23 protein-coding genes are annotated in these 24653 nt (G+C 67.1%); 12 read left to right on the top strand and 11 right to left on the bottom strand.

Translation table 11 applies throughout. The features are described from left to right. The 4 genes from DEIPH_RS11600 to DEIPH_RS19850 form a co-directional block, all read left to right on the top strand. The coding region (locus DEIPH_RS11600; RefSeq protein WP_235183231.1) for a hypothetical protein at positions 1–2156 on the top strand (2156 nt) is incomplete at its 5' end. A 157-nt stretch (positions 2157–2313) separates the two neighbouring features. Next, positions 2314–2505, top strand: coding sequence for a helix-turn-helix domain-containing protein (locus DEIPH_RS11595; RefSeq protein WP_034358121.1), 192 nt, complete (start codon positions 2314–2316; stop codon positions 2503–2505). Beyond that, positions 2502–2864 carry a hypothetical protein gene (locus tag DEIPH_RS11590; protein WP_034358119.1) on the top strand — a complete coding sequence of 121 codons (363 nt, stop codon included), beginning with the start codon at positions 2502–2504 and terminating at the stop codon, positions 2862–2864. Before DEIPH_RS11595 ends, DEIPH_RS11590 begins: the two co-directional genes overlap by 4 nt. 62 nt (positions 2865–2926) lie before the next feature. Further along, complete coding sequence (locus DEIPH_RS19850; RefSeq protein ID WP_152544911.1) at positions 2927–3838, top strand: hypothetical protein; 912 nt, start codon at positions 2927–2929, stop codon at positions 3836–3838. Here DEIPH_RS19850 and DEIPH_RS19845 read toward each other — a convergent pair. The 6 genes from DEIPH_RS19845 to uvrA all read right to left on the bottom strand — a co-directional run bounded on the left by DEIPH_RS19845 (position 3822) and on the right by uvrA (position 10168). Beyond that, positions 3822–4643, bottom strand: coding sequence for a hypothetical protein (locus tag DEIPH_RS19845; protein WP_152544910.1), 822 nt, complete (start codon positions 4641–4643; stop codon positions 3822–3824). The genes DEIPH_RS19850 and DEIPH_RS19845 overlap by 17 nt on opposite strands. A 3-nt stretch (positions 4644–4646) precedes the next feature. After that, positions 4647–4871, bottom strand: coding sequence for a helix-turn-helix domain-containing protein (locus DEIPH_RS20980; RefSeq protein WP_407636510.1), 225 nt, complete (start codon positions 4869–4871; stop codon positions 4647–4649). Between the two features lie 401 nt (positions 4872–5272). Further along, positions 5273–5710, bottom strand: coding sequence for a disulfide bond formation protein B (locus tag DEIPH_RS11575; RefSeq protein WP_034358113.1), 438 nt, complete (start codon positions 5708–5710; stop codon positions 5273–5275). A gap of 25 nt (positions 5711–5735) precedes the next feature. Next, positions 5736–6422, bottom strand: coding sequence for a DsbA family protein (locus DEIPH_RS11570; RefSeq protein ID WP_034358111.1), 687 nt, complete (start codon positions 6420–6422; stop codon positions 5736–5738). Between the two features lie 69 nt (positions 6423–6491). Then, positions 6492–7148: a hypothetical protein gene (locus DEIPH_RS11565; RefSeq protein WP_051517331.1), complete on the bottom strand. Its 657-nt coding sequence runs from the start codon at positions 7146–7148 to the stop codon at positions 6492–6494. Further along, complete coding sequence (gene uvrA, locus DEIPH_RS11560) at positions 7145–10168, bottom strand: excinuclease ABC subunit UvrA (protein WP_034358109.1); 3024 nt, start codon at positions 10166–10168, stop codon at positions 7145–7147. The genes DEIPH_RS11565 and uvrA overlap by 4 nt, the downstream gene beginning before the upstream one ends. Positions 10169–10572: 404 nt before the next feature. On the opposite strand from uvrA, the gene DEIPH_RS11555 reads away from it, so the two are divergent. Next, entirely contained in the window at positions 10573–11481 is a 909-nt protein-coding gene (locus DEIPH_RS11555; protein WP_034358191.1) for a transglutaminase-like domain-containing protein, read from the top strand. A 70-nt stretch (positions 11482–11551) separates the two neighbouring features. Here DEIPH_RS11555 and DEIPH_RS11550 read toward each other — a convergent pair whose 3' ends face one another. The 4 genes from DEIPH_RS11550 to DEIPH_RS11535 form a co-directional block, all read right to left on the bottom strand. After that, complete coding sequence (locus DEIPH_RS11550) at positions 11552–12376, bottom strand: transglutaminase family protein (protein WP_034358107.1); 825 nt, start codon at positions 12374–12376, stop codon at positions 11552–11554. A gap of 245 nt (positions 12377–12621) precedes the next feature. Next, the gene (locus tag DEIPH_RS11545) at positions 12622–13575 is read right to left on the bottom strand and encodes an alpha-E domain-containing protein (RefSeq protein ID WP_034358106.1); all 954 of its coding nucleotides are present in this window, start codon (positions 13573–13575) and stop codon (positions 12622–12624) included. Then, on the bottom strand, positions 13575–15353 hold the full coding sequence (locus DEIPH_RS11540) for a circularly permuted type 2 ATP-grasp protein (RefSeq protein ID WP_034358103.1): 1779 nt from the start codon (positions 15351–15353) through the stop codon (positions 13575–13577). Before DEIPH_RS11540 ends, DEIPH_RS11545 begins: the two co-directional genes overlap by 1 nt. A 165-nt stretch (positions 15354–15518) precedes the next feature. Further along, on the bottom strand, positions 15519–16631 hold the full coding sequence (locus tag DEIPH_RS11535) for a BMP family lipoprotein (protein ID WP_034358102.1): 1113 nt from the start codon (positions 16629–16631) through the stop codon (positions 15519–15521). Positions 16632–16895: 264 nt separating this feature from the next. Between DEIPH_RS11535 and ligA the strand changes: the two genes are divergently transcribed. The 5 genes from ligA (at position 16896) to DEIPH_RS11510 (ending at position 21249) form a co-directional block, all read left to right on the top strand. Next, on the top strand, positions 16896–18944 hold the full coding sequence (ligA, locus tag DEIPH_RS11530) for an NAD-dependent DNA ligase LigA (protein ID WP_034358100.1): 2049 nt from the start codon (positions 16896–16898) through the stop codon (positions 18942–18944). Positions 18945–19060: 116 nt separating this feature from the next. Continuing rightward, on the top strand, positions 19061–19402 hold the full coding sequence (locus DEIPH_RS11525) for an Asp23/Gls24 family envelope stress response protein (protein WP_034358098.1): 342 nt from the start codon (positions 19061–19063) through the stop codon (positions 19400–19402). Beyond that, positions 19399–19902 (top strand): transcription antitermination factor NusB, encoded by a 504-nt coding sequence (gene nusB, locus DEIPH_RS11520; RefSeq protein WP_034358097.1) that lies wholly within the window; start codon positions 19399–19401, stop codon positions 19900–19902. The genes DEIPH_RS11525 and nusB overlap by 4 nt, the downstream gene beginning before the upstream one ends. 2 nt (positions 19903–19904) lie before the next feature. Then, positions 19905–20774: a bifunctional 5,10-methylenetetrahydrofolate dehydrogenase/5,10-methenyltetrahydrofolate cyclohydrolase gene (locus DEIPH_RS11515; RefSeq protein WP_034358188.1), complete on the top strand. Its 870-nt coding sequence runs from the start codon at positions 19905–19907 to the stop codon at positions 20772–20774. Positions 20775–20787: 13 nt separating this feature from the next. Then, positions 20788–21249 (top strand): divergent PAP2 family protein, encoded by a 462-nt coding sequence (locus DEIPH_RS11510; protein WP_034358095.1) that lies wholly within the window; start codon positions 20788–20790, stop codon positions 21247–21249. 93 nt (positions 21250–21342) lie between these two features. Here DEIPH_RS11510 and DEIPH_RS11505 read toward each other — a convergent pair whose 3' ends face one another. Then, complete coding sequence (locus DEIPH_RS11505; protein ID WP_034358092.1) at positions 21343–21726, bottom strand: NADH-quinone oxidoreductase subunit 15; 384 nt, start codon at positions 21724–21726, stop codon at positions 21343–21345. Between the two features lie 425 nt (positions 21727–22151). Between DEIPH_RS11505 and DEIPH_RS11500 the strand changes: the two genes are divergently transcribed. Beyond that, the gene (locus DEIPH_RS11500; protein ID WP_034358090.1) at positions 22152–23264 is read left to right on the top strand and encodes a BMP family lipoprotein; all 1113 of its coding nucleotides are present in this window, start codon (positions 22152–22154) and stop codon (positions 23262–23264) included. A 132-nt stretch (positions 23265–23396) separates the two neighbouring features. Next, positions 23397–24626 carry a flavodoxin-dependent (E)-4-hydroxy-3-methylbut-2-enyl-diphosphate synthase gene (ispG, locus tag DEIPH_RS11495; RefSeq protein ID WP_034358089.1) on the top strand — a complete coding sequence of 410 codons (1230 nt, stop codon included), beginning with the start codon at positions 23397–23399 and terminating at the stop codon, positions 24624–24626. Positions 24627–24653: the final 27 nt, after the last annotated feature.

Below are 24653 nucleotides of genomic sequence, written 5' to 3'. Positions count from 1 at the left end.
CCGCCCGGCGTGGACGGGTCATCTCGGGGGGCGTGAAGCTCACCCGCCTGGAGGACTTCCTCCGCTCCAGCCCCGTGACCTCCATCATCCGCTTCCCCGAGGACCAGAAAAGCGCCAAAGACAGCACCCAGGCCATCGTGCCAGGCGGCACGACCATCTCGCCCACCCTGGCAGCCCCCACGCCCGGCACCACCCCGCCCCTCCCTGAAGCGCCGGTCGGCTTCGCGGCGACGCTGGCCGACCTGGTCAAACCCCCCTCGCGCGCCGACTTCCGGGGAGACGACCCGCTGTGGGTCTACAGCGCCATCGGGGCCGAGACGCAGCAACGCGCGCCCGGGGTGCAGGTCACCAACCTGGGCAGCGTCCAGTCCATCGTGGTGTTGCGAAACCCCTACCAGGACGAGCTGGACTACGCGATGCCCTTTTTCGGGCCGCTGTCCATTCTGGCGGAAGACACGGCAGCGGTCTTCAAGCAGCGCTGGAACAACCTCAAGGCGCGCTATCAGCAAAGCGAGTCGTGGGGCCACTACTACGAACCCATCGAGCGGCTGGCGCTGGACCGGCTCTACCGCTGGCCGCTGCCCAACGTCACCGGCATCGAGCTGCGCCAGAACACCGACGGGTCGAGCGTGGCCGAAATCGAGATGTACGTGGACGACCACGACGCCGCCGAGATGCTGCTGAGCAGCCTGAACATGGCCCAGCGGTACAAGAACATGCTGGTGGAAGTCTGGCTGCCGGTGACGTACTACCACACTGGCCCGGGTGCCCCGACCGGTGAGCGGCTGGTCCTCGAACCGATGTTCGTGGGCATGATTGAGGAAGTGACGGCCTCGCCGTGGCCCTCGACGCTGCGCTTCCGGGTGATTCCCCAGGACGCGGTGATGAACCTGCGCGGCATGGCCGCCATCGAGGGGACCAACTTCACCGGGCACTGGGAGACGGTGAGGGCAGAGGGGCAGGTGCCGCTCTACCAAATCATCGGGGACATCGGGGAAGCCTACAAGATTCTCTTCTATGCTCCTGCGGTCGGTAGCCTGGCTTCCCTGGCCTCGCTGGCGAAGGGCGGTGGTCAGATTGGTCTGGACGGCTACCCCGAGCTTCAGGTGGGACCCGAGACCTTTGACGGCTACATGCAGCCCCCGCTGGACGTGGTGCGCCAGCTGGTCGAGCAGCGCGGCCTACGTCTCCAGCGTCTCACGGGCTTCGAGGTGTTCGGCTACCACCTGCTGAAGGTCCTGCCCTTTGCGCCCCGCGCCATCTGGCTGGTCTACGACCCGACGGCCTGGAACCCTTTCCAGCAGGGCTTCTGGGGCAATGCGGTCTGGAGCAAGATTTTCAAGCCGCTGGCCGAAATCGTCGCGCCGGGCGACGACGTGGTGGGCAACATCGCGGTGTTCTACCCCCACAACCTGGCGAGCGACCCCAAGTACATCAAGCTGCTGGCGTCCACGCTGGACACCTTCGCCACCGACGACGCCCGCAAGGACAAGCTGTGGACCCTCGTCACCAACCTGCAAGCCATCGCGCAGGGGGGCTTCGGGATGGGGAACGGCCCCGCCACCAAGGCGGCCTACGAGCGCGGCACCCAGTCGGTGCTGATTGACTGGCTGAACGACCTGTGGCGCAGCAACAACGCCAACGTGGACCGCGTGACCAAGGCGCTCTGCCCGGTGCTGGAGGTGGAAAGCTTCGTCTCCCGCACGCCCACCGAGAGCGAGTTGACCAACCCCCTGTACGGCACCGACGTGGGCAAGGCGGTGCAGTACAAGACGGTCAGCGGCCAGCGCGCCGCCGACCTGATGGACGTGCAGCAGCAGACGGACGGCACCTTCGCCCTCGCCACCCCCAACGGCAAGAAGAACTTTGCTGCCAAGGACCGCGTCTTTCTGAAGTACAGCGCCAACTCCAGCCGTCCCATGACGGCCATCGCGGCCCTCGGCCAAATTGAGGAGCGCGGACGCTTCTATCCCCACACCCTGGTCTTGCAGTGCAAGCCCACCCACGGGGTCCGGCCCGGCATGATGGCGGCTTTGGTGGGCCTGGGCCGGATTGACGGCATCTGGGAGGTCTACAGCGTGGAACACAACCTGGACGGAGCCGGGCAGAATCTGCGGGTGACGCTGCGGACCATGCGGGACCTGTACGCCTCGTGAGCGCAGGCCAGCAGCAAACAGCATCGGGTAGTGGCACCCCTGGTAACACGCCCCCAGTGCGCTAGGCGACGATGGACGGGCAGGCAGGGCCGCTCATACCCCGACACCGCCCCTTCGCCCTCTTCCTCCAGCGTGGGGGCGGCCTGCTGGAGACCCCATGACCGAAAATGCCGAGCGCCACACGCGCTACCTCACTGCCGAGAATGTCGCCGCCGCGCTCCACGTCCACCCGGACACCGTTTACCGCCTCATCCGTGAGGGCCGTATCCGCGCCGTCAACATCGGCAGCGAGGCAAAGCCGTCATGGCGGATTCACCCGGCGGAGCTGCTGACCTGGGGCGAGAAATGACCCGCCTGGTCCGCAATCCCCACTCTGGCAACCTCATCCCTGAGGCTGAGGCGTTGCGCCTCGGGCTTCTTGCCTCACCCTCGCAGCCCGCTTACCTTGGCCTCTCGCCCCTCGGAGCAGCATTCACCCACCTTGGCCTCTCGCGCTCCCTCGGATGGTCGGAGGAGATTGGTGAGGGCGACCTCATCCGGCTGACGCGGTTGGGTCTGGACGACTTGTATGCCGCCCTGCGCTCCCTCGCTCAGCGCGCCGAGCTGCGGGACGCGCTGGCCGCCACCGCTGCTACCGGGCCGCAGGTTCTCGCGGTTCTCGCGGGCCTGGCCCTTGCCCAGCACTACACGGGGGACCGCCATGAATGATGTTGAACACGAGGCCGCCGGGCTGGGCGTGGAGCTTTGCTGCGCCCAGCTAATGGGTGACGATGAGTAAGTTGCGCCGCCTCCACCGCCTTCTTGCCCTGTCTCACGACCTGCGCGAGGAGTCGCATCAGCAGGGTTTCAGGGGGCTACTGAGCCTCCTGCGGGACCTTACGGCTGAACATGAGGCGGCGGCCCTCTCTCGGGCTTACAGCGCGCCAGAACACCGGCTTTTGGACCCTGTAGAAGCCCTCGCGCGGCACTCCGAACGCCAGTTCGGACGGGCGGGTATTCCGGCGCAGCCTGCAAGGGTCAGACAGGCCGCCCACCACGTTCTGAACAACGACCTGTTGCCCACCCTGCGCGCTGCTGTATACACGCACGTAGAGCCGCACGGTGCTTACGTCCCCGGTGGAGGGAGGAAGTACAAACCCAGTTTTGAGCGCACTTCGGAGCCGGATGAACGCCGTCATGCTCAAGCGGTCCACGCCGCGCGGGTGCGCTGGGAGAGGGAGCGCGGGCTGGTCCACGACGGCAAGCGCCCCGTTTCTGTGGTGGCCGTCCTCCATCGGCCCGCTGGCGCTGAGGGCCAGATTATTGGTTACCCCCACGACGCGCTGAGCGTCTATGGCAGGCATATGACTGTGCTGGGCAAGCCTGCCCAATGGTATCCGGGCGACACGCACAATCTCCAAGTGTTTGACATGCTCCACCCGATGACCCCCGCGCACGCCGCCGTTATGGCTGCCACCGAGGGCATGGAGGACGACCCACTAGCCGCCGGGATTCCGGGAGGAAGCGAGTACCCGGAGGGGCTGATTCTCGGGGGCCTGCACATGGACCGGGACGTGGTTCACCGTCACCACCTTGATTCAGGCCCTCTCAGTGGGCCAGAGGCCCCGCAGTGGCATCCATCAGGGATGAGCTATGGTGCCTGGAGGGTGTGGAATCGGCTGAAGGCTACCCGGCACAAGTGAACTGACCACTGGAACCCTTAAAACCTTTATCAGTTTTGAAGTATCCATAGTCTTTACCATTGGCAAAAATCTTTACCCCGGTGTATTTGCTATCGAGGGGATTAAATAGGCTGTGAGAAATTATAAGTTTACTTTCACAATTTGCGTAATATTTATCGAAAAAACTATCTTCTTGAATCATATTCCAGCCACTCTGTCCCAAGCTGACCTGCATTGCTAATATAAACCCTTCTGCCCTATCGGTAGGCACTAGCCAGTATTCCGCCCACTCTCCAAGCTCTAGCTCCGACTTTATATATCTTGGGGTAAGTGCAGGAATAGCTGACGATGCCTGGGGTATCGGCATCATTCCCTGAAGCATCATGGGGTTTCTTACCTCTGTATCTTCGGAGCATATGACTTTGCCCTGATTACCCTTGAGACCATCTGGCCTAATTACTAATGGCGTGCTAACGCTTACAAAATCAAACATGGATTTATCGAATGTGGGATTACTTAACTGTATCTCTATAATTTCCTCCGGGCATCTTCCAAAAATCACCGTATTGTTTACGTAGTCTTCATTTAAATATGTAAAGCCATTTGAATTAAAAATGGAGTGAAGGAGAGAGTTGAAGTTTTCTGCATCCTCGTTGGGTACGACCCACGTCTCTTGCCAGTCTTCTTCAAACGGTAGTTTTGTCGGGTTCATGTGGCGATATGCCTGTGCATACCTTGGGGCTTTCGCTAAGCCATTGAGCATCGGCTGCCCCTGGGGGCCGCAGGCGGTGAGGAGCAGCATCCCGGCAAGGAGAAACTGGCGCATGGCTCAAACATACAAGCCCTGATTGTTCGAGGTTGCCGCAAATGCGGAAAAGAGAGAAGGCGCCCCATCGGAGGCGCCCCCTTCCACTTGCGCGTCGAACCACGCCTCGGCATCTGAACGCCGGATGCGAAGCGCGGTTCCAAATCGGGCTGCCCGGAGCTGCCGGGCACGAACCGCCTCGTAAACTTGCCGCCTACCGATGTTGAAGAGGCCCGCGACCTCTTCCACGGTCAGCACATAGGGCTGACTATCACTCACCGCTGGGCCACCTCCTGAAAAAAGTGCGCGCTTGAGCAGCCTTTATTTTATCACGCCCTATAGGGCATTTCTCCACCCCCTAATCCCAATAAAATCCCAGGAAGGAGGGGATAAGAGCGGCTTTCGGAGGCCATCAGAGGAGAAACTCAGAGGGGGGAATATTGACAAAAACCCCCTCTACACGCAAGGAAAAGACACGTGAGGAAAACGGCGGAAAAAATGTCCCAGCCACTTTCATGATGGCGGGGCGGCCCGTGTGAGGCTGCAATGCTCGGAATTCAGCCATCAGCTTTCCGCCCGGTAAAAAGGGAAAGAAAAGGGAAAAGGCCGCCCGAAGACGGCCCCTCTCCTGCTTTCTGAAAGCTGACGGCCTACACCTTCTTTTCGCGCCCCCAGCCGAGCAGCGCGAGGATCAGCGTGAAGGCGAGCAGCGACAGGACGGGAATGGTCAGCACGCTGTTGAGATTCGACAGCGCGCCGCCCCAGACCGGCCATTTCACGTCGCACCCGGCGGTCGTCTGGCCCACTCCGCAGACCTTGAGCGTGCGGATGACGCCCCAGTCTTCCAGATTGTGAATCAGCGCGACCAGCCAACCGCAGGCGGCCAGCGGCCAGGCATAGGTCCGGATGCCCAGGTCGCCGCGCAGGGCCGCGATGCCGAGCAGCAGCGCGAGCGGATACATGGCGATGCGCTGGAACCAGCACAGCACGCAGGGCACGAAGCTGCGCGCCTCGCTGAACCACAGGCTCCCGAGGGTGGCCAGGAGGGCGATCACCCAGGCCAGGTACAGTCGGTTGTCGCGGGTCAAGACCCCGACCTCGCTGCCGGGGCGCTCACTGCGCGGCGGCGTCGATGGCGGCCCCGACCGTCGCGGCGTCGTAGCTCTGCACCAGTTTGCCGTTCACGTACACGGAGGGGGTGCCGTTCACGCCGGCCTTCTCCGCCTGCTGCTTGTCGGCCTCGACCGCTGCGGCCGTCTCGTCGTTGTCGAGGCAGGTGGCGAACTTCGCCGGGTCGATCCCTTCCACGCTGCCGGCGAGATCCTTCAGGCGGCTCTTGGTCGCCCAGACCTCGCTCTCGGACCCCTGGGCGCGGAAGATGATCTGTTTCAGGCGGTCATAGGCTTCGCTGCCGCCCTGCACATACGCGCACTCCACGGCCTGGGCGGCGAACTTGCTGTCGTCCACGGGCAGGCGCGCCGACTCGGCCAGGAAGGGAAAGTTCAGGGACACCACCTTCGCCTTGCCGGTGTCGATGTACTTGGAGCGGAGTTCGGGCATGAATTCTTCCTCGAAGCGCTTGCAGTTCGGGCACTTGAAGTCCTCGAACACGACCAGCGTGACCGGCGCGTCCGCCTGCCCGGCCACCGGCTGCCCGGCCAGGTTGAAGCTCGCGGCATTGGTCTGCTGGGCCGATTTGCCACGCGCGGCGAAAAGGGCGAGGGCGATCAGCGCGATGGCGATCAGCGTGCCGATCACCAGCACCGTACGGTTCTGGTTGCTTCCCTGAAGTCTGGTCACGCTTCAAAGTGTAACGCCCGCCCCGGATGCAGGAGCGGGCGGATGACCCAGGCTGAGGCGAGGGGCGTATCAGCGGTGCGGCCCGGCGTCCGCCGGCTCCTCCTGCGGACTGGCAGTGGCCGTGATGACCTCACTGGGAGAACTGGTCGGGGCCGCCGCTGCGGTCAGGCTGGGAGTCGTCACCCGTGCGGCCTGCCGGCGCGTCCGGTAGCGCAGCGCCACACCGGTCAGCTGCCGCACGAAGCTGAAGGCCAGCCCCGCCAGCATCGCCGTGAGCGCGGTCTTCTGAAAGGTCGCGTTGCCCGGCAGCGTCAGCGTGGGGTCCAGCTTGGTGCCGAAGCGCCCGAGGGCCAGCAGCGGCAGCGTGAAAATGACGGCGGCGAAGGGCAGCACGAATGCCCCGCCCGAGTGCTTGACCAGCAGCAGCGCCAGCAGCGCCCCGCCCACCAGCGGCACGATCACCGGCCACTGCTCGGGCAGCGCCCCGGGCGCGAAAAACGGCAGGCCCCCCAGCAGCGCCCCGATGTACCCGAACCATCCGCCGAACTCGTCGGCCAGGATGGTCAGCAGCACCCAGGCGAGCAGCTTCGCGGACCAGGCGCCCGGCGTCCACAGCAGGTACGCCAGCAGCCCGACCAGCGCCCAGCCCCCCAGCAGCCGCAGCACGGTCCAGACGGGCGAGACACGCGGCGCGGCCACCGGCGCGGGCGAGAGGGCGCGCGTCACGCCCCCACCGCCTTCTTCGCGCGGGTCTTCCTGGCCGGGGCCGGAGCCGCCCCCACCAGTTCCGCTTCCTCCACCTGGCTTGCGGCGGGCACGATGCCCGGCACGCGGCGCAGGTACTCGCCGGTGTAGCTCGCCTTGTGGGCGGCCAGCTGCTCGGGCGTTCCGGTCGCCACGACCATGCCGCCCCGCACGCCGCCTTCCGGCCCCAGATCGATGATGTGGTCGGCGCACTTCATCACGTCGAGATTATGCTCGATCACCACCAGCGTATTGCCGCCCTCCACCAGCCGCTCCAGCACCTCCAGCAGCTTCCGCACGTCCTCGAAGTGCAGGCCCGTCGTCGGCTCGTCGAGGATATAGATGGTCTTGCCGGTCGCGCGCTTGCTCAGTTCCGTGGCCAGCTTGATGCGCTGCGCCTCGCCGCCGGAGAGGGTGGTACTCGGTTGCCCGATCTTCATGTACCCCAGGCCCACGTCGCACAGGAGCTGCATCTTCCGGTCAATGCCGGGGATGTTCTCGAAGAAGGTGCGGGCGTCCTCCACCGTCAGGTCCAGCACCTCGCTGATGGTCTTGCCGTTGTACTTGACCTCCAGCGTCTCGCGGTTGTACCTGGCCCCCTTGCAGACCTCGCAGGGCACGTAGATGTCCGGCAGGAAGTTCATCTCGATCTTCATCACGCCGTCGCCCTTGCAGTGTTCGCAGCGCCCGCCCTTCACGTTGAACGAGAACCGCCCGGCCTGATACCCGCGTCGCCGCGCTTCGGGCGTGCGGGTAAACAGGTCGCGGATCTCCGTAAAGACGCCGGTGTACGTCGCCGGGTTGCTGCGCGGCGTGCGCCCGATGGGACTCTGGTCAATCTCGATCACCTTGTCGAGGTACTCCATGCCCTCGATGCGGTCGTATCTGCCGGGGTTGGTCTTCGCGCCGTTCAGCTCGCGCGCCAGCGTGGCGTGCAGGATGTCGTGGATCAGCGTGGACTTGCCCGACCCGCTCGGCCCGGTCACGACCGTCATGGTGCCCAGTGGAATGTCGATGGTCACGTCCCTGAGGTTGTGTTCGCGTGCCCCGATCACCTTGAGCCGTTTGCCGTTGCCGCGCCGCCGCGTGGCGGGCACCTCGATCTTCAGGTCGCCGCGCAGGTACTTGCCGGTCAGGCTATTTTGGTCCTGCTTGACCTGCTCGGGCGTCCCGACGGCCACCACCTCGCCGCCATGCACGCCCGCGCCCGGCCCCATGTCCACCAGATAGTCGGCTTCCATCATGGTGTCCTCGTCGTGTTCGACCACGATCAGGGTGTTGCCGAGGTCACGCAGGTGCTTCAGGGTGCCGATCAAGCGGTGGTTGTCCTTGGGGTGCAGGCCGATGCTGGGTTCGTCCAGCACGTACAGCACGCCGGTCAGCCCCGAGCCGACCTGGGTGGCGAGGCGGATGCGCTGCGCCTCCCCGCCGCTGAGGGTATTCGCGGTGCGGTCCAGGCTGAGGTAATCCAGCCCCACGTCCACCAGGAACGTCAGCCGGGTGCGGATGGCCTTGAGGATCGGTGCGGCGACGGCGGTGCCGAACTCGTTCAGTCCGTACTCGTAATGCCTCGGTGCGTGCGCCTTCGCGGTGCCGCCCAGGTGCTCATGCAGTTGCCCTTCGATCGCGGCGTGGTCCAGCGTGCCGTCCTGAAGGCCGCTGAAGAAGGTGTCCGCTTCCAGCACGCTCATGCCGCTGGCCTGCGAGATGTTCAGGCCGCCCACCCGCACCGCCAGAATCTCGGGCTTGTAGCGCGTGCCGCCGCAGGTCGGGCAGGGCCGCAGTTCCATCAGTTCTTCGAGCTTCTCGCGCATGAACTCGGACTCGGTGTCGGCGTAGCGCCGCTCCAGATTCGGCAGGACGCCCTCGAACTCGGTCGTGAAGCGCATCGTTTCCTTGCCGTTCCGGCGGTACACGACCTCGAAGGGTTCGCCCGGCCCGTGCAGGATCGCTTTTTTCGCCCCTGCGGGCAGGTCGCGCCAGGGTGTCTTGAGGTCGAACTCCAGATGCTCGGACAGCGCCTTGAGCTTGTCCCAGTAGTACACGCCGCCGCCGGTGCCCTTCTTGCTCCAGGGCAGGATGGCCCCTTCCGCGATGCTGAGCTTCTCGTCCACCACCAGCTCGGGCGAGAATTCCTGCTTGTGGCCCAGACCCGCGCAGTCGGGGCAGGCCCCGTAAGGGTTGTTGAAACTGAAGCTGCGCGGTTCGAGTTCTTCGAGCACGCTGCCGTGTTCCGGGCACGCGAACTTCTCGGAATACAGTTCCTCCGCGCCCGAGTCGGGCATCAGCACGCGGAGCAGGCCCTCACCCCGCCGCAGGCCCAGTTCCACGCTCTCCGCGATGCGGCTGCGGTCGCCCTCGCGCAGCGTCACGCGGTCCACGACCACGTCCACGTCGTGCTTCTCGAACTTCTCCAGCTTCAGCTTCTCGGCTTCCTCCAGCTCGTACAGCGTGCCGTCCACCCGCACGCGCGCAAAGCCCTCGCGGCGCAGGTCCCCGAACAGCTTGCGGTACTCACCCTTGCGCCCGCGCACGACCGGGGCCAGCAGAATGGCGCGGGCATCCGCGAACTGCGAGAGCAGGCGGTCGGTGATCTCGCTGGGACTCTGCTTCTCGATCTTGCGCCCGCAGATCGGGCAGTACGGCGTGCCGACGCGGGCGTACAGCAACCTGAGGTAATCGTGAATCTCGGTGACGGTGCCCACCGTGCTGCGTGGGTTGTGGCTGGTCGTCTTCTGGTCGATGGAAATGGCGGGCGAGAGACCGGTGATGCTCTCCACGTCCGGCTTTTCCATTAGGCCCAGGAACTGCCGGGCGTAGGCGCTGAGGCTCTCGACGTAGCGGCGCTGGCCCTCGGCATAGATCGTGTCGAAGGCCAGCGTGCTCTTGCCGCTGCCCGATACGCCGGTAATGACCACGAATTTGTCGCGCGGCAGCTCGACCGTCACGTTCTTGAGGTTGTGTTCCCGCGCCCCGCGCACAATCAGGTTCTGGTTCTGCAAACTCAGGCTCCTTTGGGAAAGCGGCGTCTGGACGGGCCGTGAGCCGCGGAGGGGTTCTGTTGATCGCGTAAGGACACCCTTGCCCTTCGCTCTGAAACAGGCCATTCTAGCACCTCGGGGCACCTTCACGCAGGGCGAGTGATCGGGGCGCCGCGCCGTCCCGCACAGGCCCCGGCCCGGCTGCACGGCAGGGAGACGGCAGGGAGAGATGCCCTCGCGCGCTCCCGGGCGACTGCCGTAAGCTGAAGGAGCTTCCCAACCGGGCACGGTGAGAAGAACACCGGAAAACGCCGCCCTGTCCAGGGCCAGCCCTGCGGTGTCCGCCGCCTGTCCCTGTCCGTCCGCTTCCGCAGGCTCCGCCCGACTTCTCCTCCCCCTCGCCGCAGACGGCAGACTGGATGAACATGGCCCACACCACCCCCCCCAACGATTCCGGGTTCGCCCCGCTCGACCAGCCCGTCCGTGTGCGTGCGGGCTTTTCGCTGACCTTCGACGTGCCGTATCCCACGCCGATGCTGTTCGTGGTCCAGCCCTCAGACCGCCTGGGGGCCACCGGCACCCGCCAGCGCATCGTCGACCAGCGCCCGCTGGGGGCGGCCGAGGGGATCCACACCTACACCGACGTTCACGGCAATCTGGTCTGGCGCACCGTGGCCCAGCCCGGCACCTTCACCATCGGCCACGACCTGATCGCGGAGGTGACGCGCCGCCCCGACCCCATTCTTCCTGACCTCCGCAAGCAGCCCGTGGAGGAACTGCCCGACGAGACCATCATGTACCTGCTGCCCAGCCGCTACGTGGACAGCGACCTGGTGAGCGCCGAGGCGTGGGACCGCTTCGGGCATGTGCTGGGGGGCTGGGCGCAGGTGCAGGCCATCAGCGACTTTCTGCAAGACGAGTGCGTGTACGGTGCGGGCAGCAACTCCAGCACCACCGCCAGACAGGCGCTCGACAGCAAGCGGGCCGTGTGCCGCGACTTCGCGCACCTGGGCGTCGCCTTCTGCCGCGCGCTGAACATCCCCGCCCGCTACGTCTGCGGCTACCTGCCCGACATCGACATCACCCCCGACCCGGTGCCGATGGACTTCCACGCCTGGTTCGAGGCCTTCCTCGACGGCCAGTGGCGCACCTTCGACGCCCGCCACAACAAACCCCGCGCGGGCCGCGTGCTGATCGCGCAGGGCCGGGACGCCAGCGACGTGGCCTTTACCACCACCTTCGGCAGCGCCCGCCTGACGAACATGAAAGTCTGGGCCGACGAGACCGGCTTCGACACGACGCTGGACGAGCCGCCGAAGCCGCGTCTTTTCTAGCGCCGGGCTTCAGCGAGGCGGCATGAGGGGAGCAGTCCGAGAGGCGCGGCCCCCTCCACGCCGCCTCGCCTCACTGCTCGCCGTACACCCGCACTTCCACGTCCAGCTCGCCGCGTCCGCCGCCGTAGTAGGTGCCGCGCACCGGGGACACGTCGCTGTATTCGCGCCCGTGGCCGATCTTGACGTGGCGCTCGCGGGCCAGGCAGTCGTTGGTGGGGTCATAGCCCAGCCAGCCCGTGCCGGGCAGGAAGCATTCGGCCCAGGCGTGGGTGGCTTCCGCGCCCAGCAGGCTGCCGCCGCTGTAGAGGTAACCGCTGACGTAGCGGGCGGGAATCCCCAGTTGCCGGGCCACGCCCAGCATGGCGTGCGTGAAGTCCTGGCACACGCCGCGCCCGTGCCGCGCGAACTCCGCCAGCGGTGTGTGGACCGCCGTGGCCTGGGTGTCGTAGGTGAAGCGGCGGCGCAGATGGGTCGTCAGGTCCATCAGGAACGTGGGGAGGTCGTCGCCGGGCGCGGGGCGTTTCACCTCGAAGACCTCGGCCCAGTCGCCCGCAGGCACGCGTGGGCTGGGCACCAGGAACTCGGTGTACCCACCCCGTAGCCCGCGCAGCTCGGCCACCGGGACCGGCGCGGGGTCGGGGACCGGGTGGGTGTCCACCAGAGCCTCCGCCTCGATTTTCAGGAAGGTGTGGGCCTCATGCACATGCACGTGATGCACCAGCGCCCCGAAGTAGTCCTTGTGGGAGGTGATCGCGGCTTCGGGTTCGACGTGCAGGTGAAAGGACCGCACGGTCTGCCGCGCCTCGCTCGACGGGTGCAGCCGCACCTCGTTGAAAGAATCCCAGGCGGGTTTCGGATAGCGGTACTCGGTGGTATGACGGATCTCGCAGCGCATATGGCCCTCATACGGAATTGCTCTGATTCCAACCTAGGCTGGAAACAACACCAGCATAGGTTTCCATCGCCGCAATCCCGTATTTTCTTATTCTCGCTTCGCTCGGGTTCGTCTTCGACTCACCTTACGTTCGTATCAGCTCGTGCGGCCAGGCTGGCCCCGCCGGGCAGTCTGGCACGCCGGGCGGGAAAGAACGTGATCCGGTCCAGAGAACGTGTCGGGCGGCCCCGGAGAGAAGGCGGGCCTCATTCCTGCTGGAAGAACGCTGCGTCGATGGCCGCGCCCACCCGGTTGAAGTCGCCCAGCAGTTCCTCCAGGGCCGGGTTGTCCTCGTCCAGGATGTCGGCCACGCGGGCGTATTGCAGCCGGGCCACCAGCCAGCGCGCGAGCCGCAACACTTCCGGGTGAGCGCCGGGGTGCCAGCGGTCGATCTGCGCCAGGGCGTCATGCAGGTTCTCGGCGCTGTAGCGCACGCTGCGGGGGAAAAACTCGTCGAGCAGCAGGAATTCCCCGATGCGGATGGGGTCGATGCCGACGTGGACCCGCTTGCGGTACGCCTCGTAGGCGCTGGCGCCCTTCAGCACGCTGACCCAGCGCAGGTCCTGAAGCGCCCGCTGTTTCGGGTCGGCCAGCGCCTGGGTGTCCACGCTGCGGTGGCGGCTTTGCAGCACGCGCAGCATGTTGTCCCCGCGTTCGAGCATCTGTCCGGCGCGCATGAAGGACCAGCCCTCGTCACGCGGGAGGGTCGCAAAGGCGATGCCGAAGAAGAACTGCGCCGCGTCGCGGGCCTCCACGCAGTACTCGAACAGCCCGTCGCGGGCCAGCACGGCCTCGTCCTGAAAGCAGACGTTCAGGTAGGTGCGGTTGAGGGCCTCCCACATCTCGCTGGGAATGCGGTCGCGCAGGCCGCGCGCGTTCTCGCGGGCGTGCAGCACACTGCTGGCGATGCTCGACGGGTTGTCGCGGTCGAAGGCCAGCCACGCGCTGATGGAGCGGGCGTCCACCCGCCCGTATTTGGCCCGCAGCTGCGCTTCTCCGCCGGTCAGTTCCAGCAGGGGCCGCCAGGACTCGCGGGCGCGCCCCGCCATTTCCAGCGAGGCCGAGTAGTTCACGTTCAGCAGCCGGGCGGTGTTCTCCGCGCGTTCCACGTACCGCCCGATCCAGAACAGGTTCTCGGCCAGGCGCGAGAGCAGCAGCATCAGCGGTCCTCCCCGGCGCGCGAGTCGCCGCCCAGTTCGTCCTTTGCCAGTTCCTGCTGAAAGGAATGCTGGCCGGGCGCGTCCTCCGGTGAGGAAGCGGCTTCGGGGGGCGTGCCCCAGTCCTGCGCGTCCGCCTGCACCCGGTCGTAGCGCCGCGACTGCGACTGGCTCTGCGTCTGGTTCCCGCCGCCCAGCTGGGACTGACTCTGGCTCTGGCCGCCCTGGGTCTGCGACTGGCCCTGGCCCAGCGGCGCCGAACCGAAGCCGCCCTGATACTGGCTCTGCGTCTGCGACTGCCCCAGCCCGTCGCCGTGCCACAGCTGGCTCATGCCCTGGGGCGTGGCGGGGCCGTCGTGGTCCAGCACCCAGGTGTCCTTGCTGCCGCCGCCCTGGCTGGAGTTCACGACCAGCGACCCGCGCCTGAGCGCCACCCGCGTCAGGCCCCCCGGCACGATGGTGACGTCCTGGCCGCACAGGATGTAGGGCCGCAGGTCCACGTGTGCCGGTTCGAACTCGCCCGTGTCCGGGTAGAAGGTGGGATGGCGGCTGAGGCCCACCACCGGCTGCGCGATGAACTCGCGCGGATTGGCGCGCACCTTCTCCAGATAGGTGTCCACCTCCTCACGGGTCGCGTAGGGGCCGAGCAGCATCCCGTAGCCGCCCGCCTCGCCCACCGCCTTGAACACCAGGTCTCCGGCGTTCGCCAGCATGTACTCCAGCTGGTCGGGGTTCCAGCCCAGATAGGTGGGTACGTTGTTCAGCAGCGGCGTCTCGTTCAGATAGTAGCGGATCATGTCGGGGACATAGGCATAGACCGCCTTGTCGTCCGCGACGCCGGTCCCGATGGCGTTGGCGATCGCCACCCGGCCCTGACGGTACACCTCCACCAGCCCGGCCACGCCCAGCGCCGAATCGGGCCGGAAGGTGAGGGGGTCGAGAAAGTCGTCGTCCACCCGGCGGTAGATCACGTCCACCTGCTGCCGCCCGCCGGTGGTCCGCATCCACACCCGGCCCGCGTCCACAAAGAGGTCCCGGCCTTCCACCAGCTCTACGCCCATCTGCTGCGCGAGGTAGGCGTGCTCGAAGTACGCGCTGTTGTACATGCCCGGCGTCAACACCACCACCGTGCCGTTCTCGCGCGGACTCACCGACTGGAGCAGGGCCAGCAGGGCCGTCGTGTAGTGCCCCACCGGGCGCACGCCCTGGCCCTCGAACATGCCGGGATAGATGCGCGTCATCGCCTGGCGGTTGGCGAGCAGGTACGACACGCCGCTGGGCGACCTGAGGTTGTCCTCCAGCACCAGGTACTCGCCCAGTTCATTGCGGATCAGGTCGGTGCCCACGATGTGGGTATAGAGTCCCTGAGACACCTTCACGCCGTGGACCTCGCGGCGGAAGTGGGCGGAGGTGTACACCAGCTCACTGGGAATCACGCCGTCCCCCAGAATCTGGGCGTCACTGTAGATATCGTTCAGGAAGGCGTTCAGCGCCCGCACGCGCTGCGTGAGGCCCGCTTCCAGATGCGCCCACTCGCCCGCCGGGATAACGCGCGGCACCGGGTCGAAGGGAAAGGTGCGCTCGGTGCCCAGCGCGTCCCCATAGACGGTGAAGGTAATGCCCTGGTTGCGGAAGGCGAGGTCTAAGAGCCGGTGCCGCCGCTCGAACTCGGCCACGCCCTGCTGACCGATGTACTCCTGAACGCCCTGGTAGTGGGGCCGCACGTTGCCGCTCTGCGTGAACATCTCGTCGAAGAACCTGTTTCCTGGCTCGTACCTCATGCCCCACCTCCTCGTGTGCGAGATGCCCCAGAATAACGGACGAACCCCAGCTGCCGCACGGGGCGGCGGCTCGCCTGCTCTCCGGCTTCCGGGCCACCGAATGGGCCACACGAAAGGAGGCGACCCCTGCGGGCCACCTCCTCGGAATACGGCTGAAGCTGTGACTTACTTGCTGGGCACGCTGATCTTGCCGCCGATGATCTGGGCCTTGACGGCCTCGACCTTGGCGACCTGGGTGCTGGGAATCAGGGCGCGGTTGTACTGGTCCATCGCGTAGCCCACGCCGCCTTCCTTCAGGCCGAAGCGGCGCTCGCCACCCTTGAACTTGTCGTCCTTGACGTCCTTGATCAGGGCGTACACGGCGTTGTCGACGCGCTTGACCATGCTGGTCAGGCCGTGGTTCATGGTGGCGGGGTTCTTGTCGAAGTCGCCCAGGTAGTTCTGGTTGCTGTCCACGCCGATGAAGAACATCGGGCGGGTGTTGCCCGCGCAGGCCTTCTGGTAGGCGGCGCTCTTGGCGATCTTGGCGAAGTTGTTGGTGCTGAACTTCACGCCGCTGGGAAGCTGGTTGGCCTTGAGGCACTGCGTCTGCTTGACGTAGTCGATCAGGCCGTTGGTGCTGCCGCCCGCCGCACCGAAGATGATGTCGGCCCCCTTGGCGCGCATGCTGGCCGCGATCTCCTTGGCCTTGCCGGGGTTGTTCCAGGCGTCGGGGGTGGTGCCCACGTACTGCGCGACGACCTTCGCCTTGGGGTTGGCGGCCTTCACGCCCGCCGTGTACCCGGCCTCGAACTTGTGGATCAGGGGCACGTCCATGCCGCCGATGAAGCCCACCACGCCGGTGCTGCTGTTCAGGGCGGCCAGGTAGCCCACCAGGTAGCTGCCTTCCTGCTCGGCGAAGACCAGGCTGGCGACGTTCTTGGCGGGGGACACGTCGTCCACCAGGCCGAAGGCCAGGTCGGGGTTCTCCTTGGCCACCTGCGTGATGCTGGCGTTGTTGCCGAAGCCCACGCCGACGACCAGGTCAAAGCCGCTGTTGGCGAACGACCGGATGCCCTGCACCACCTGGCTGGGGTCGGTGGGTTCGAAGTCCTTGGTCTGCACGCCGAGCGTCTTGGCGGCCCGCTGGCTGCCCTCATAGGCGCTCTGGTTGAAGCTCTTGTCGAACTTGCCGCCCGCGTCGTAGGCCATGCCCACGCGCAAGGTCCCCTGCGCGGTGGCGAGGGTGGCGGCGGCGGCCGTGCTGAGGGCGAGGGCGAGCATCAGGGATTTCTTCATGTCTTCCTCCGGAGAGTGGGTGGTTGAGAGGGCAGGGGGTGTAAAACCCTGAACAGAGTATACGGAAAACCACAGGTGTCTAGACTCCGGCGCAACACCCCAGCGGGCAGCTCTGAGTGAGAGCCTTGCCAGCCTGGACCGGAACCTGCATTCATGCGCCCTTGAGCCTAGAGCTTTTCTATGACGGCGACCTGACAGCCCGCCCGACGTGAGGGGGCTGATTCCGGTATCCCCTGAACGTGGGGTCGGTGCTACGCTTCCGGCATGAGCCAGCCCGCTCCCGGCCCCCTTCCCAGCGACCCCCCCACCGGGACCCCCCAGGCGCAGTATCAGGCGCTGCGGGCCGAGGTCGAGCGCCACGCCCGCGCCTATTACGAACAGGACGCGCCCGAGATTCCCGACGACGTGTACGACCGGCTGGTGCGGGAGCTGCGGGCGCTGGAGGAGGCGCATCCCGAGTGGGTGGGGGAGAGTACACCCACCCAGAGGGTCGGCGGCGCGCCCAGTGCGGCCTTTTTGCCGGTAAACCACCCCACCTCTATGACCAGTCTCGACAACGTCTTCGACGACGCCGAACTGGCCGAGTGGCAGGAGAAGCTGGCGCGGGCGCTGAACCTCGACCCCGCCTATGACGGCTTCACGTACACCGGCGAACTGAAGATCGACGGCCTGAGCGTGAACCTGTACTACCTGGACGGCGTCTTGCAGTGGGCCGCCACGCGCGGCAACGGCACCACGGGCGAGATCGTGACCGAGCAGGTGCTGACCGTGCCCGGCATCCCGCGCGAGTTGGCGGGCCTTGCGGGCGAACTGGAGGTGCGCGGCGAGGTGTATCTGTCACGGGCCGACTTCGCCGCCTTCAACGCCCGCGCCGAGGAACTGGGCACGCCCCTGCTCAAAAACCCCCGCAACGGGGCCGCCGGGGCGCTGCGTCAGAAAGACCCCGAGGTGACGCGCACCCGCAACCTGAAGGCGATCTTCTACGCGCTGGGCAAGCGCGACGGCGTGAAGGTCCGCACCCAGGCCGAGGTGCTGTCCTGGCTCTCGGCGCAGGGCTTTCCGACCAGCCGCTACAGCGAGACGTTCACCGGCCTGGAGGCGGCCCGCGACTACCACCGCCGCATGACCGGGCAGCGCGCCAGCTTCGAGTTCGATGCCGACGGCACCGTGTTGAAACTCGGTCCCCTCGCCCTCCAGGCCGAGGCGGGGTTCACCAGCCGCGCGCCCCGCTGGGCCATCGCCTACAAGTTCCCGGTCGAGGAAGTCGAGACGGTCCTCGAAAGCATCACGGTCAACGTGGGCCGCACCGGCAAACTGGCACCCCTGGCGCACCTGTCGCCCCGGCTGATCGAGGGCAGCACCGTCAGCAAGGCCACGTTGCACAACGAGGACTACATCCGTGATCTCGACCTGAGGCTCGGGGACACAGTGGTCGTCCGCAAGTCGGGCGGCGTGATTCCGCAGATCATGCGGGTGGTGCCCGAAAAACGGCCCCCGGACGCCGTCCCCTACGTCTTTCCCACCCACTGCCCCGAGTGTGCCCATGAGGCCGTGCGCGCCGAGGGCGACGCCAACACCTACTGCCCCAACCCCGCCTGCCCGGCCCAGCAGTTCGAGCGGCTGCGCTACTTCGTCAGCCGGGGCGCGATGGACGTGCGTGGCATCGGGGAAAAGCTGATCGAGCAATTGCTCACCACCGGGCTGGTCCGTGACGCCGCCGACCTCTACACCCTGGAGGCCGGGCAGCTCGCGGCCCTGGAGCGCAGCGGTGAGAAAAAGGCCGCGAACATCCTCGCGCAGCTCGAAGCCAGCAAGACGCGGCCCCTCTGGCGGCTGATCAACGCGCTGGGCATGAACCACGTCGGGGAACGCAACGCCCAGGCACTGGCCCGCGCCTTCGGCACGCTGGACGCGCTACTGGCGGCCACGCCGGAAAGCATCGAGGCGGTGCCTGGGATGGGCGGGACCATCGCGCAGAGCGTGGTGGCGGCCCTGACCGACGCGAACATGCGTGACCTGCTGCGCCGCTTGCGCGAACACGGCCTGAACCCGGTGGAGGACGCGGCCCCGCGCGGCGACGCCCTCGCGGGCCTCAGCTTCGTGCTGACCGGCAGCCTCTCGCGCCCCCGCGACGAGATCAAGGCGCAGCTGGAAGGGGCCGGGGCGCGCGTGACCGGCAGCGTGACCAAGAAGACCAGCTACCTCGTCGCGGGTGAGGAGGCGGGCAGCAAGCTCGACCGCGCCCGCGAGCTGGGGATTCCGGTGCTGGACGAGGCGGGGCTGGGGGCGCTGCTGGAAGAACGGGGGCTGTAGGTTGTGGGCAGTGGGCCTGCCTTCTCGCAACCGACAGCCCACATCCCACGGCCTCCCCCGCTACACTGTCCCCCACTGCCGCGCCACTTCTGAGCGCGGCCCCGGAGGCGAGAAACATGGACGTAGAGATCAGCAAGAGTGTCCTGACGGACATCGCCGCCACGACGCTGGAAGGCATCGAGGGCATCGAGGTGGCTGCGGCCCCGCTGAAGGTCGGTGAGGTGCTGCGCCAGCAGGGCGGGCCGCGCCGTTCCCGCGCCCTCAAGGTCACGCGCGAGGGCGGGCAGGTCAGCGTGGACGTGGGCCTGAACGTGGAGTACGGGCGCAATCTGGTGGGGCTGGCGCATCAGGCGCAGCGGGCCGTGTGCGAGAACGTGGAACTGATGACCGGCCTGAAGGTGAAGGCCGTGAACGTCACCGTGCTGAGCGTGGTGCTGCCCAGGGGGGCGTCCGCTTGACCCGCCGCCGCGAGAAAGCGCAGCAGCCGGTCGGGACCCGCCGCGCGGCCCGCGAGTTCGCCTTCCGGGTCCTGTTCGAGGCCGAGCGGGGTGCCTTGCCCCTGGAAACCGTCTTCACCCGCGCCGAGGGCGCCATGCGGGAGGGCGACGACACCTTTCCCCAGCTCAACGAGGAGGCCCTGGCCTTCGCCCGGCAACTGGTGGAGGGCCTGCGTGACCACCGCCCCGACGTGGACGCCACGCTGCGCCGCACGATTCGCGGCTGGGACTTCGAGCAGATGGCCCAGACCGACCTGAACGTGCTGCGCCTCGCCACCTTCGAGATGCTGTACACGCCCGAACCGCACCCCCCGGTGATCGAGAGCGCCGTCCGCATCGCCCGCAAGTTCGGCGGCGAGGATTCGGGCCGCTTCGTGAACGGCGTGCTGGGGGGCCTCAGCCGGGGACTGAACACCGCCCCCCGCGCCGCCGGGGAAGCCGAGGGCGGGGCCGGGGAGTGACCGTGACCGCCCGTCTCCTCGCCGGTGCCCCCGCCGCCGAGGCGCTGCTCGCGGATGCCGCCGCCCGCGCCGCCCGCCTGAGTGCCCCCCCGTACCTCGTGATGGTGCGGCTGGGCGACGACCCCGCCAGCGTCAGCTATGTGCGCGGCAAGGACCGCAAGGCGCGTGAGGTGGGCCTGAGCAGCACCGTCCACGCGCTGCCGGAGACCACCACCCAGGCCGAACTGCTGGACCTGATTGCCCGCCTGAACGCGGATGACCGCGTCAACGGCATCCTGGTGCAGCTCCCGTTGCCCGCGCAGATCAGCGAGCAGGCAGCTCTGCACGCCATCGACCCGCGCAAGGATGTGGACGGCTTTCACCCGCTCAACGTCGGTGAACTGTGGGCGGGGCGGCCCGCGCTGCGGCCCTGCACCCCAGCCGGGATTCTGGCCCTGCTGGACCACTACCGGATTGCGGTGGCGGGGCAGCGGGCGGTGGTCGTGGGCCGCAGTCACATCGTCGGGCGGCCCCTGGCGGGCCTGCTGCTCAACCGCGACGCGACCGTGACCCTGGCCCACAGCCGCACCCCCGACCTGGGAGCCGTGACGCGGGAAGCCGACCTGCTGTGCGTCGCGGTGGGGCAAGCGCACCTCATCACGCCGGACATGGTGAAGCCGGGCGCGACCGTGATCGACGTGGGCATCAACCGCGTGCCCGGCGAGAAGGGCGGCAAGGCGCACCTGACCGGCGACGTTCACCCGGACGCGGCTCAGGTGGCCGGAGCGATCACGCCCGTGCCGGGAGGGGTCGGCCCCATGACCATCGCGCAGCTCCTCGCCAACACCGTCACCGCCGCCGAGATGCAATCGGGCGGGCAGGCGGCGCGCTAGACTCCCCCGCAGCGTGCATACCCCTCTCGAAGACCTGCTCGGGAACCGCTGGCTCTGGACAGCTGTCCTCGCCTCGACCAGCGCGCAGGTGGTCAAGGTGCTGCTGATCCTGCTGTTCGAGGGCCGCTGGCGACCCGCCGCGTTCATGGAGACCGGCGGCATGCCCAGCAGCCACTCTGCCATGGTCGCCGCCCTGGCCACCGGCCTGGCCCTGGAATTCGGCCTGGGCAGCCCCCTTTTTGCCGCCAGCGCCGTCTTCGCCTTGATCGTGATGTATGACGCGACCGGCGTGCGCCACAGCAGCGGCATCCAGGCCCGCCTCCTCAACGAACTCGTGGAGGAGCTGCGGGCCGTGGTCCGTGAGGGTTTTGCGCCCCAGCCCCTGCGCGTGCTGCTGGGGCACACTTACCTGGAAGTGCTGGTGGGCACCCTGCTCGGCGTGGGGATGGCGTTTCTGGCGTTCCGGGTGCTGTAGGGCGCGCGCCCGTCCGACTGTCAAACGGTCTGAACGTCTGACATCGGGGCGTTCCATCTCGCCGTGCCGTTCGACAGTTGGACTTTCAGACGGTCAGACGGCGGCCACGCCCCGCACCGCCCCGTCGAGCAGCAGGCCCAGCCGCTCACGGGTGAAGGGCCGTTTGCCTTCCAGCAGCCCCGCCGTGCCCGCGTGCAGGTGCCAGTGCTTGCTCCCGCCCATCAGCCGCAGCGAGACGCCCCCCAGGTCCACGTGCCGGGGGCTGACCGCCGCCACCATCAGCGATTGCCCGCCTGTGGTCAGCGCGGCGCTCATCACGGTCGTCGGCAGATCATAGGGCCGCTCCATGCGGTAGATGTAGTCCGGAAAATCCGCCACCTTCTCGAACCCCAATCCGCGTGCGGCGGCCTCGGCCTCCAGCCAGCCCAGCAGTTCGACCCACTGCGTGTACAGCAGCCCATCCTGTGCGTGTGCCATGTTGAGGGGCAGTGTAACAGGCGCAGGGCAGAGGACAGGGGGCGAAGGGGTGTCCGTCCCGTTGCGGATGCGGCAAGACCACCCCCGCGCGATATCGGCTGTGGTCTGACAGGTGCCGGCCCGCACGCTGGCCCGTGGCCCGACCCGCCGCTGCCCTGATTCTTCCGCACCCACTGTCGTCGCCGTGAAACGCCGGACCTGCTCGCCGCCTTTCCCGTCCGAACGCCGCGCGCGGACATCTGCGGGTGGGCGTCCATTCCCCCCGAAGACCCCCGAAGCAGCAGCCTTCCCCCGCCCCGTCAGCGTGGTTTCTCCACCCGGCAGCCCGCCCGCACGACCTTCAGGGCACGTTCCAGCCGGGACCGCCCCCACCCGGAGACGGCCCAGTAAGGCGTCCGTCAGAGGCAGGACGGGAACATCTGCCTATGCACCGCATTTCACTCCTGCCGCTCGCCCTCGCTCCAGCCCTCCTGCTCGGTTCTGCGGAGGCCGCGGCCTTCACGGTGGGCCTGGCCTTCGATCTGGGGGGCCGGAACGATCAGGGCTTCAACCAGGCCGCCTTTCAGGGGGCCAAGCGCGCCATCGACGAGACGGGCGGCGAGGTGCAGGTCTTTGAACCCCAGAAGCTCGCGGACGTGGGCAGTGGGATTCCCCGCCTGGCTTCCATGGGGTCCAAGATCGTGATCGGCGTCGGGTTCTCGAACAACGCGGCCATTACGCAGGCGGCCGCCAGCAATCCCGGCGCGCGCTTCGTGACGGTGGACGACCTGCCCAAGGGGCCGAACACCGTCGGCCTGCGCTTCCGCGAGCAGGAAGGCAGCTTCCTGGCCGGGTACCTGGCGGGCAAGCAGAGCGCGACCGGGCAAATCGGGTTCGTGGGCGGTGTGGACCTGCCGGTGATCCGCCGGTTCCGCGCGGGGTTCCAGGCGGGCGTCAAGTTCGCCTGCCCCGCCTGCCAGGTGAAGAGCGTGTATGTCAGCACGACCAGCCAGGGGTTCAACAACCCCGCCGTGGCGAAGCAGCTCGCGGCGAAGCTGCTGGCGGGCGGCACGGACATCATCTACACGGCAGCGGGCGCGAGCGGCCTGGGCGTGATCGAGCAGATCAAGGCGCAACCCTGCCTGAAGGCGGCCAATCTGCCCGCCGGCGTGAAGTTCGCCCCCGACAACTTTGCCCAGGTCCCCAGGAGTGCCGCCGAGCAGAAAGCCTGCGCGGGCGACAGCCGCCCCACCTTCTTCATCGGCGTGGACGTCAACCAGAACGCCCTGGGCGACTTCGACAAGAACCCCGCCACCCTGAACCACGGCCTGACCTCCATGCTCAAGCGCGTGGACAACGCGGTCTATGCCATCGTCAAAGACGTGGCCGAGGGCCGGCCCTGGCGTTCCGGCGACCGCTCGTTCGGTCTGAGCAACGGCGGTATTGCCCTGGCCGTCGATCAGTACAACAAGGCGCTGATTCCCGCCCCCATGCAGGCCAACCTGAAAAAGATCGAGGACCTGATCGTGAACGGCACGCTGAAGGTCCCCACGCAGTAACCGCCGCCCGCGTCCCAGCCCGTGACCGCCTCCCCCTGGTGGGTCACGGGCTTCTGTCGTCCCGGTGAGGAGGCTGGCCCCGTGACGCCTGCCCCGAACGTTTTCCCTGCCCCCGCGTAGACTGAGGGCCGTATGACTCCGCCGCGCCGTCAGACCGTGACCACCTGGGTGGGCAATGTCCCTGTGGGCAGCTCGCACCCCATCGTCGTGCAGTCCATGACGAACACCGACACCGCCGATGCCGAGGCGACCGCCTTGCAGGTCGCGCAACTCGCGCGGGCGGGGTCGGAACTGGTGCGCGTGACTGTCAACACGCGGGAAGCCGCCGCCGCCCTCCCCGAGATCGTCGCCCGGCTGCATGAGGTCGGCATCGACGTGCCCATCGTGGGGGACTTTCACTACAACGGCCACATCCTGCTGGCCGAGTTCCCCGAAACCGCGCGGCTGCTCGCCAAGTACCGCATCAATCCCGGCAACGTGGGGGCCGGGCAACACCACGACGCCAACTTCGCCACCATGATCGAGGTCGCCAAAGCGTTCGGCAAACCCGTCCGCATCGGCGTGAACTGGGGCAGCCTGGACCAGCAGGTGCTGGCCCGCTTGATGGACGAGAACGCCCGGCGGGGCAGCCCCCGATCCGGAACGGACGTGATGATCGACGCGATGGTTGTCTCGGCGCTGGAAAGTGCCCGCTACGCCGAGCAGCTCGGGTTGCCGCACCACCAGATCATCATCTCGGTCAAGGTCAGCTCGGCCCCCGAACTGTGGCAGGTCTACCGCCAGCTTGCGCCGCTGTGCGACTATCCCCTTCACCTCGGCCTGACCGAGGCGGGCATGGGCATGAAGGGCATGGTGGCCTCCAGCGTGGCCCTTTCCCCGCTGCTGACGGAAGGCATCGGCGACACCATCCGCGTCTCGCTGACGCCCGAACCCGGAGCCTCCCGCAAGCTGGAAGTGGAGGTCGCGCAACAGATTCTCCAGAGCCTGGGGTTGAGGCAGTTTCTTCCGCAGGTCACCTCCTGCCCCGGCTGCGGGCGCACCACCTCCACGTTCTTCCAGCACCTCGCCCAGCAGATTCAGGACTACATCCGGGACGCCATGCCCGACTGGAAGGCCAGGTATCCCGGTGTGGAGGACATGCAGGTGGCCGTGATGGGCTGCATCGTGAACGGCCCCGGTGAGAGCAAGCACGCGAATATCGGCATCTCGCTGCCCGGCACCGGCGAGGACCCGCGCGCCCCCGTCTATCAGGACGGCAAGCTGCTAACCACCCTGAAAGGCCCCCGCATCGTGGAGGACTTTCAGGCGTTGCTCGAAAAGTACGTGGAGGAGCGGTATGGGCGGCAGGAGGTCGGCGCATAACACCTGAGCCGCCCGCCGGAGAGTGGA

This window comes from Deinococcus phoenicis, from assembly GCF_000599865.1.
In the GTDB taxonomy this organism is placed as follows: Bacteria; Deinococcota; Deinococci; order Deinococcales; family Deinococcaceae; genus Deinococcus; species Deinococcus phoenicis.
The sequence above is the reverse complement of the archived record's forward strand: the minus strand, read 5'-3'. Positions and strand labels throughout refer to the sequence as shown.

Excerpts from the sequence above, each read along its gene's own strand:
- DEIPH_RS11595 (WP_034358121.1), top strand. The coding sequence starts at position 2,314 with ATGACCGAAAATGCCGAGCGCCACACGCGCTACCTCACTGCCGAGAAT.
- DEIPH_RS11590 (WP_034358119.1), top strand. The coding sequence starts at position 2,502 with ATGACCCGCCTGGTCCGCAATCCCCACTCTGGCAACCTCATCCCTGAG.
- DEIPH_RS19850 (WP_152544911.1), top strand. The coding sequence starts at position 2,927 with ATGAGTAAGTTGCGCCGCCTCCACCGCCTTCTTGCCCTGTCTCACGAC.
- DEIPH_RS19845 (WP_152544910.1), bottom strand. The coding sequence starts at position 4,643 with ATGCGCCAGTTTCTCCTTGCCGGGATGCTGCTCCTCACCGCCTGCGGC.
- DEIPH_RS11555 (WP_034358191.1), top strand. The coding sequence starts at position 10,573 with ATGGCCCACACCACCCCCCCCAACGATTCCGGGTTCGCCCCGCTCGAC.
- DEIPH_RS11550 (WP_034358107.1), bottom strand. The coding sequence starts at position 12,376 with ATGCGCTGCGAGATCCGTCATACCACCGAGTACCGCTATCCGAAACCC.
- DEIPH_RS11545 (WP_034358106.1), bottom strand. The coding sequence starts at position 13,575 with ATGCTGCTGCTCTCGCGCCTGGCCGAGAACCTGTTCTGGATCGGGCGG.
- DEIPH_RS11540 (WP_034358103.1), bottom strand. The coding sequence starts at position 15,353 with ATGAGGTACGAGCCAGGAAACAGGTTCTTCGACGAGATGTTCACGCAG.
- DEIPH_RS11535 (WP_034358102.1), bottom strand. The coding sequence starts at position 16,631 with ATGAAGAAATCCCTGATGCTCGCCCTCGCCCTCAGCACGGCCGCCGCC.
- ligA (WP_034358100.1), top strand. The coding sequence starts at position 16,896 with ATGAGCCAGCCCGCTCCCGGCCCCCTTCCCAGCGACCCCCCCACCGGG.
- DEIPH_RS11525 (WP_034358098.1), top strand. The coding sequence starts at position 19,061 with ATGGACGTAGAGATCAGCAAGAGTGTCCTGACGGACATCGCCGCCACG.
- DEIPH_RS11505 (WP_034358092.1), bottom strand. The coding sequence starts at position 21,726 with ATGGCACACGCACAGGATGGGCTGCTGTACACGCAGTGGGTCGAACTG.
- DEIPH_RS11500 (WP_034358090.1), top strand. The coding sequence starts at position 22,152 with ATGCACCGCATTTCACTCCTGCCGCTCGCCCTCGCTCCAGCCCTCCTG.
- ispG (WP_034358089.1), top strand. The coding sequence starts at position 23,397 with ATGACTCCGCCGCGCCGTCAGACCGTGACCACCTGGGTGGGCAATGTC.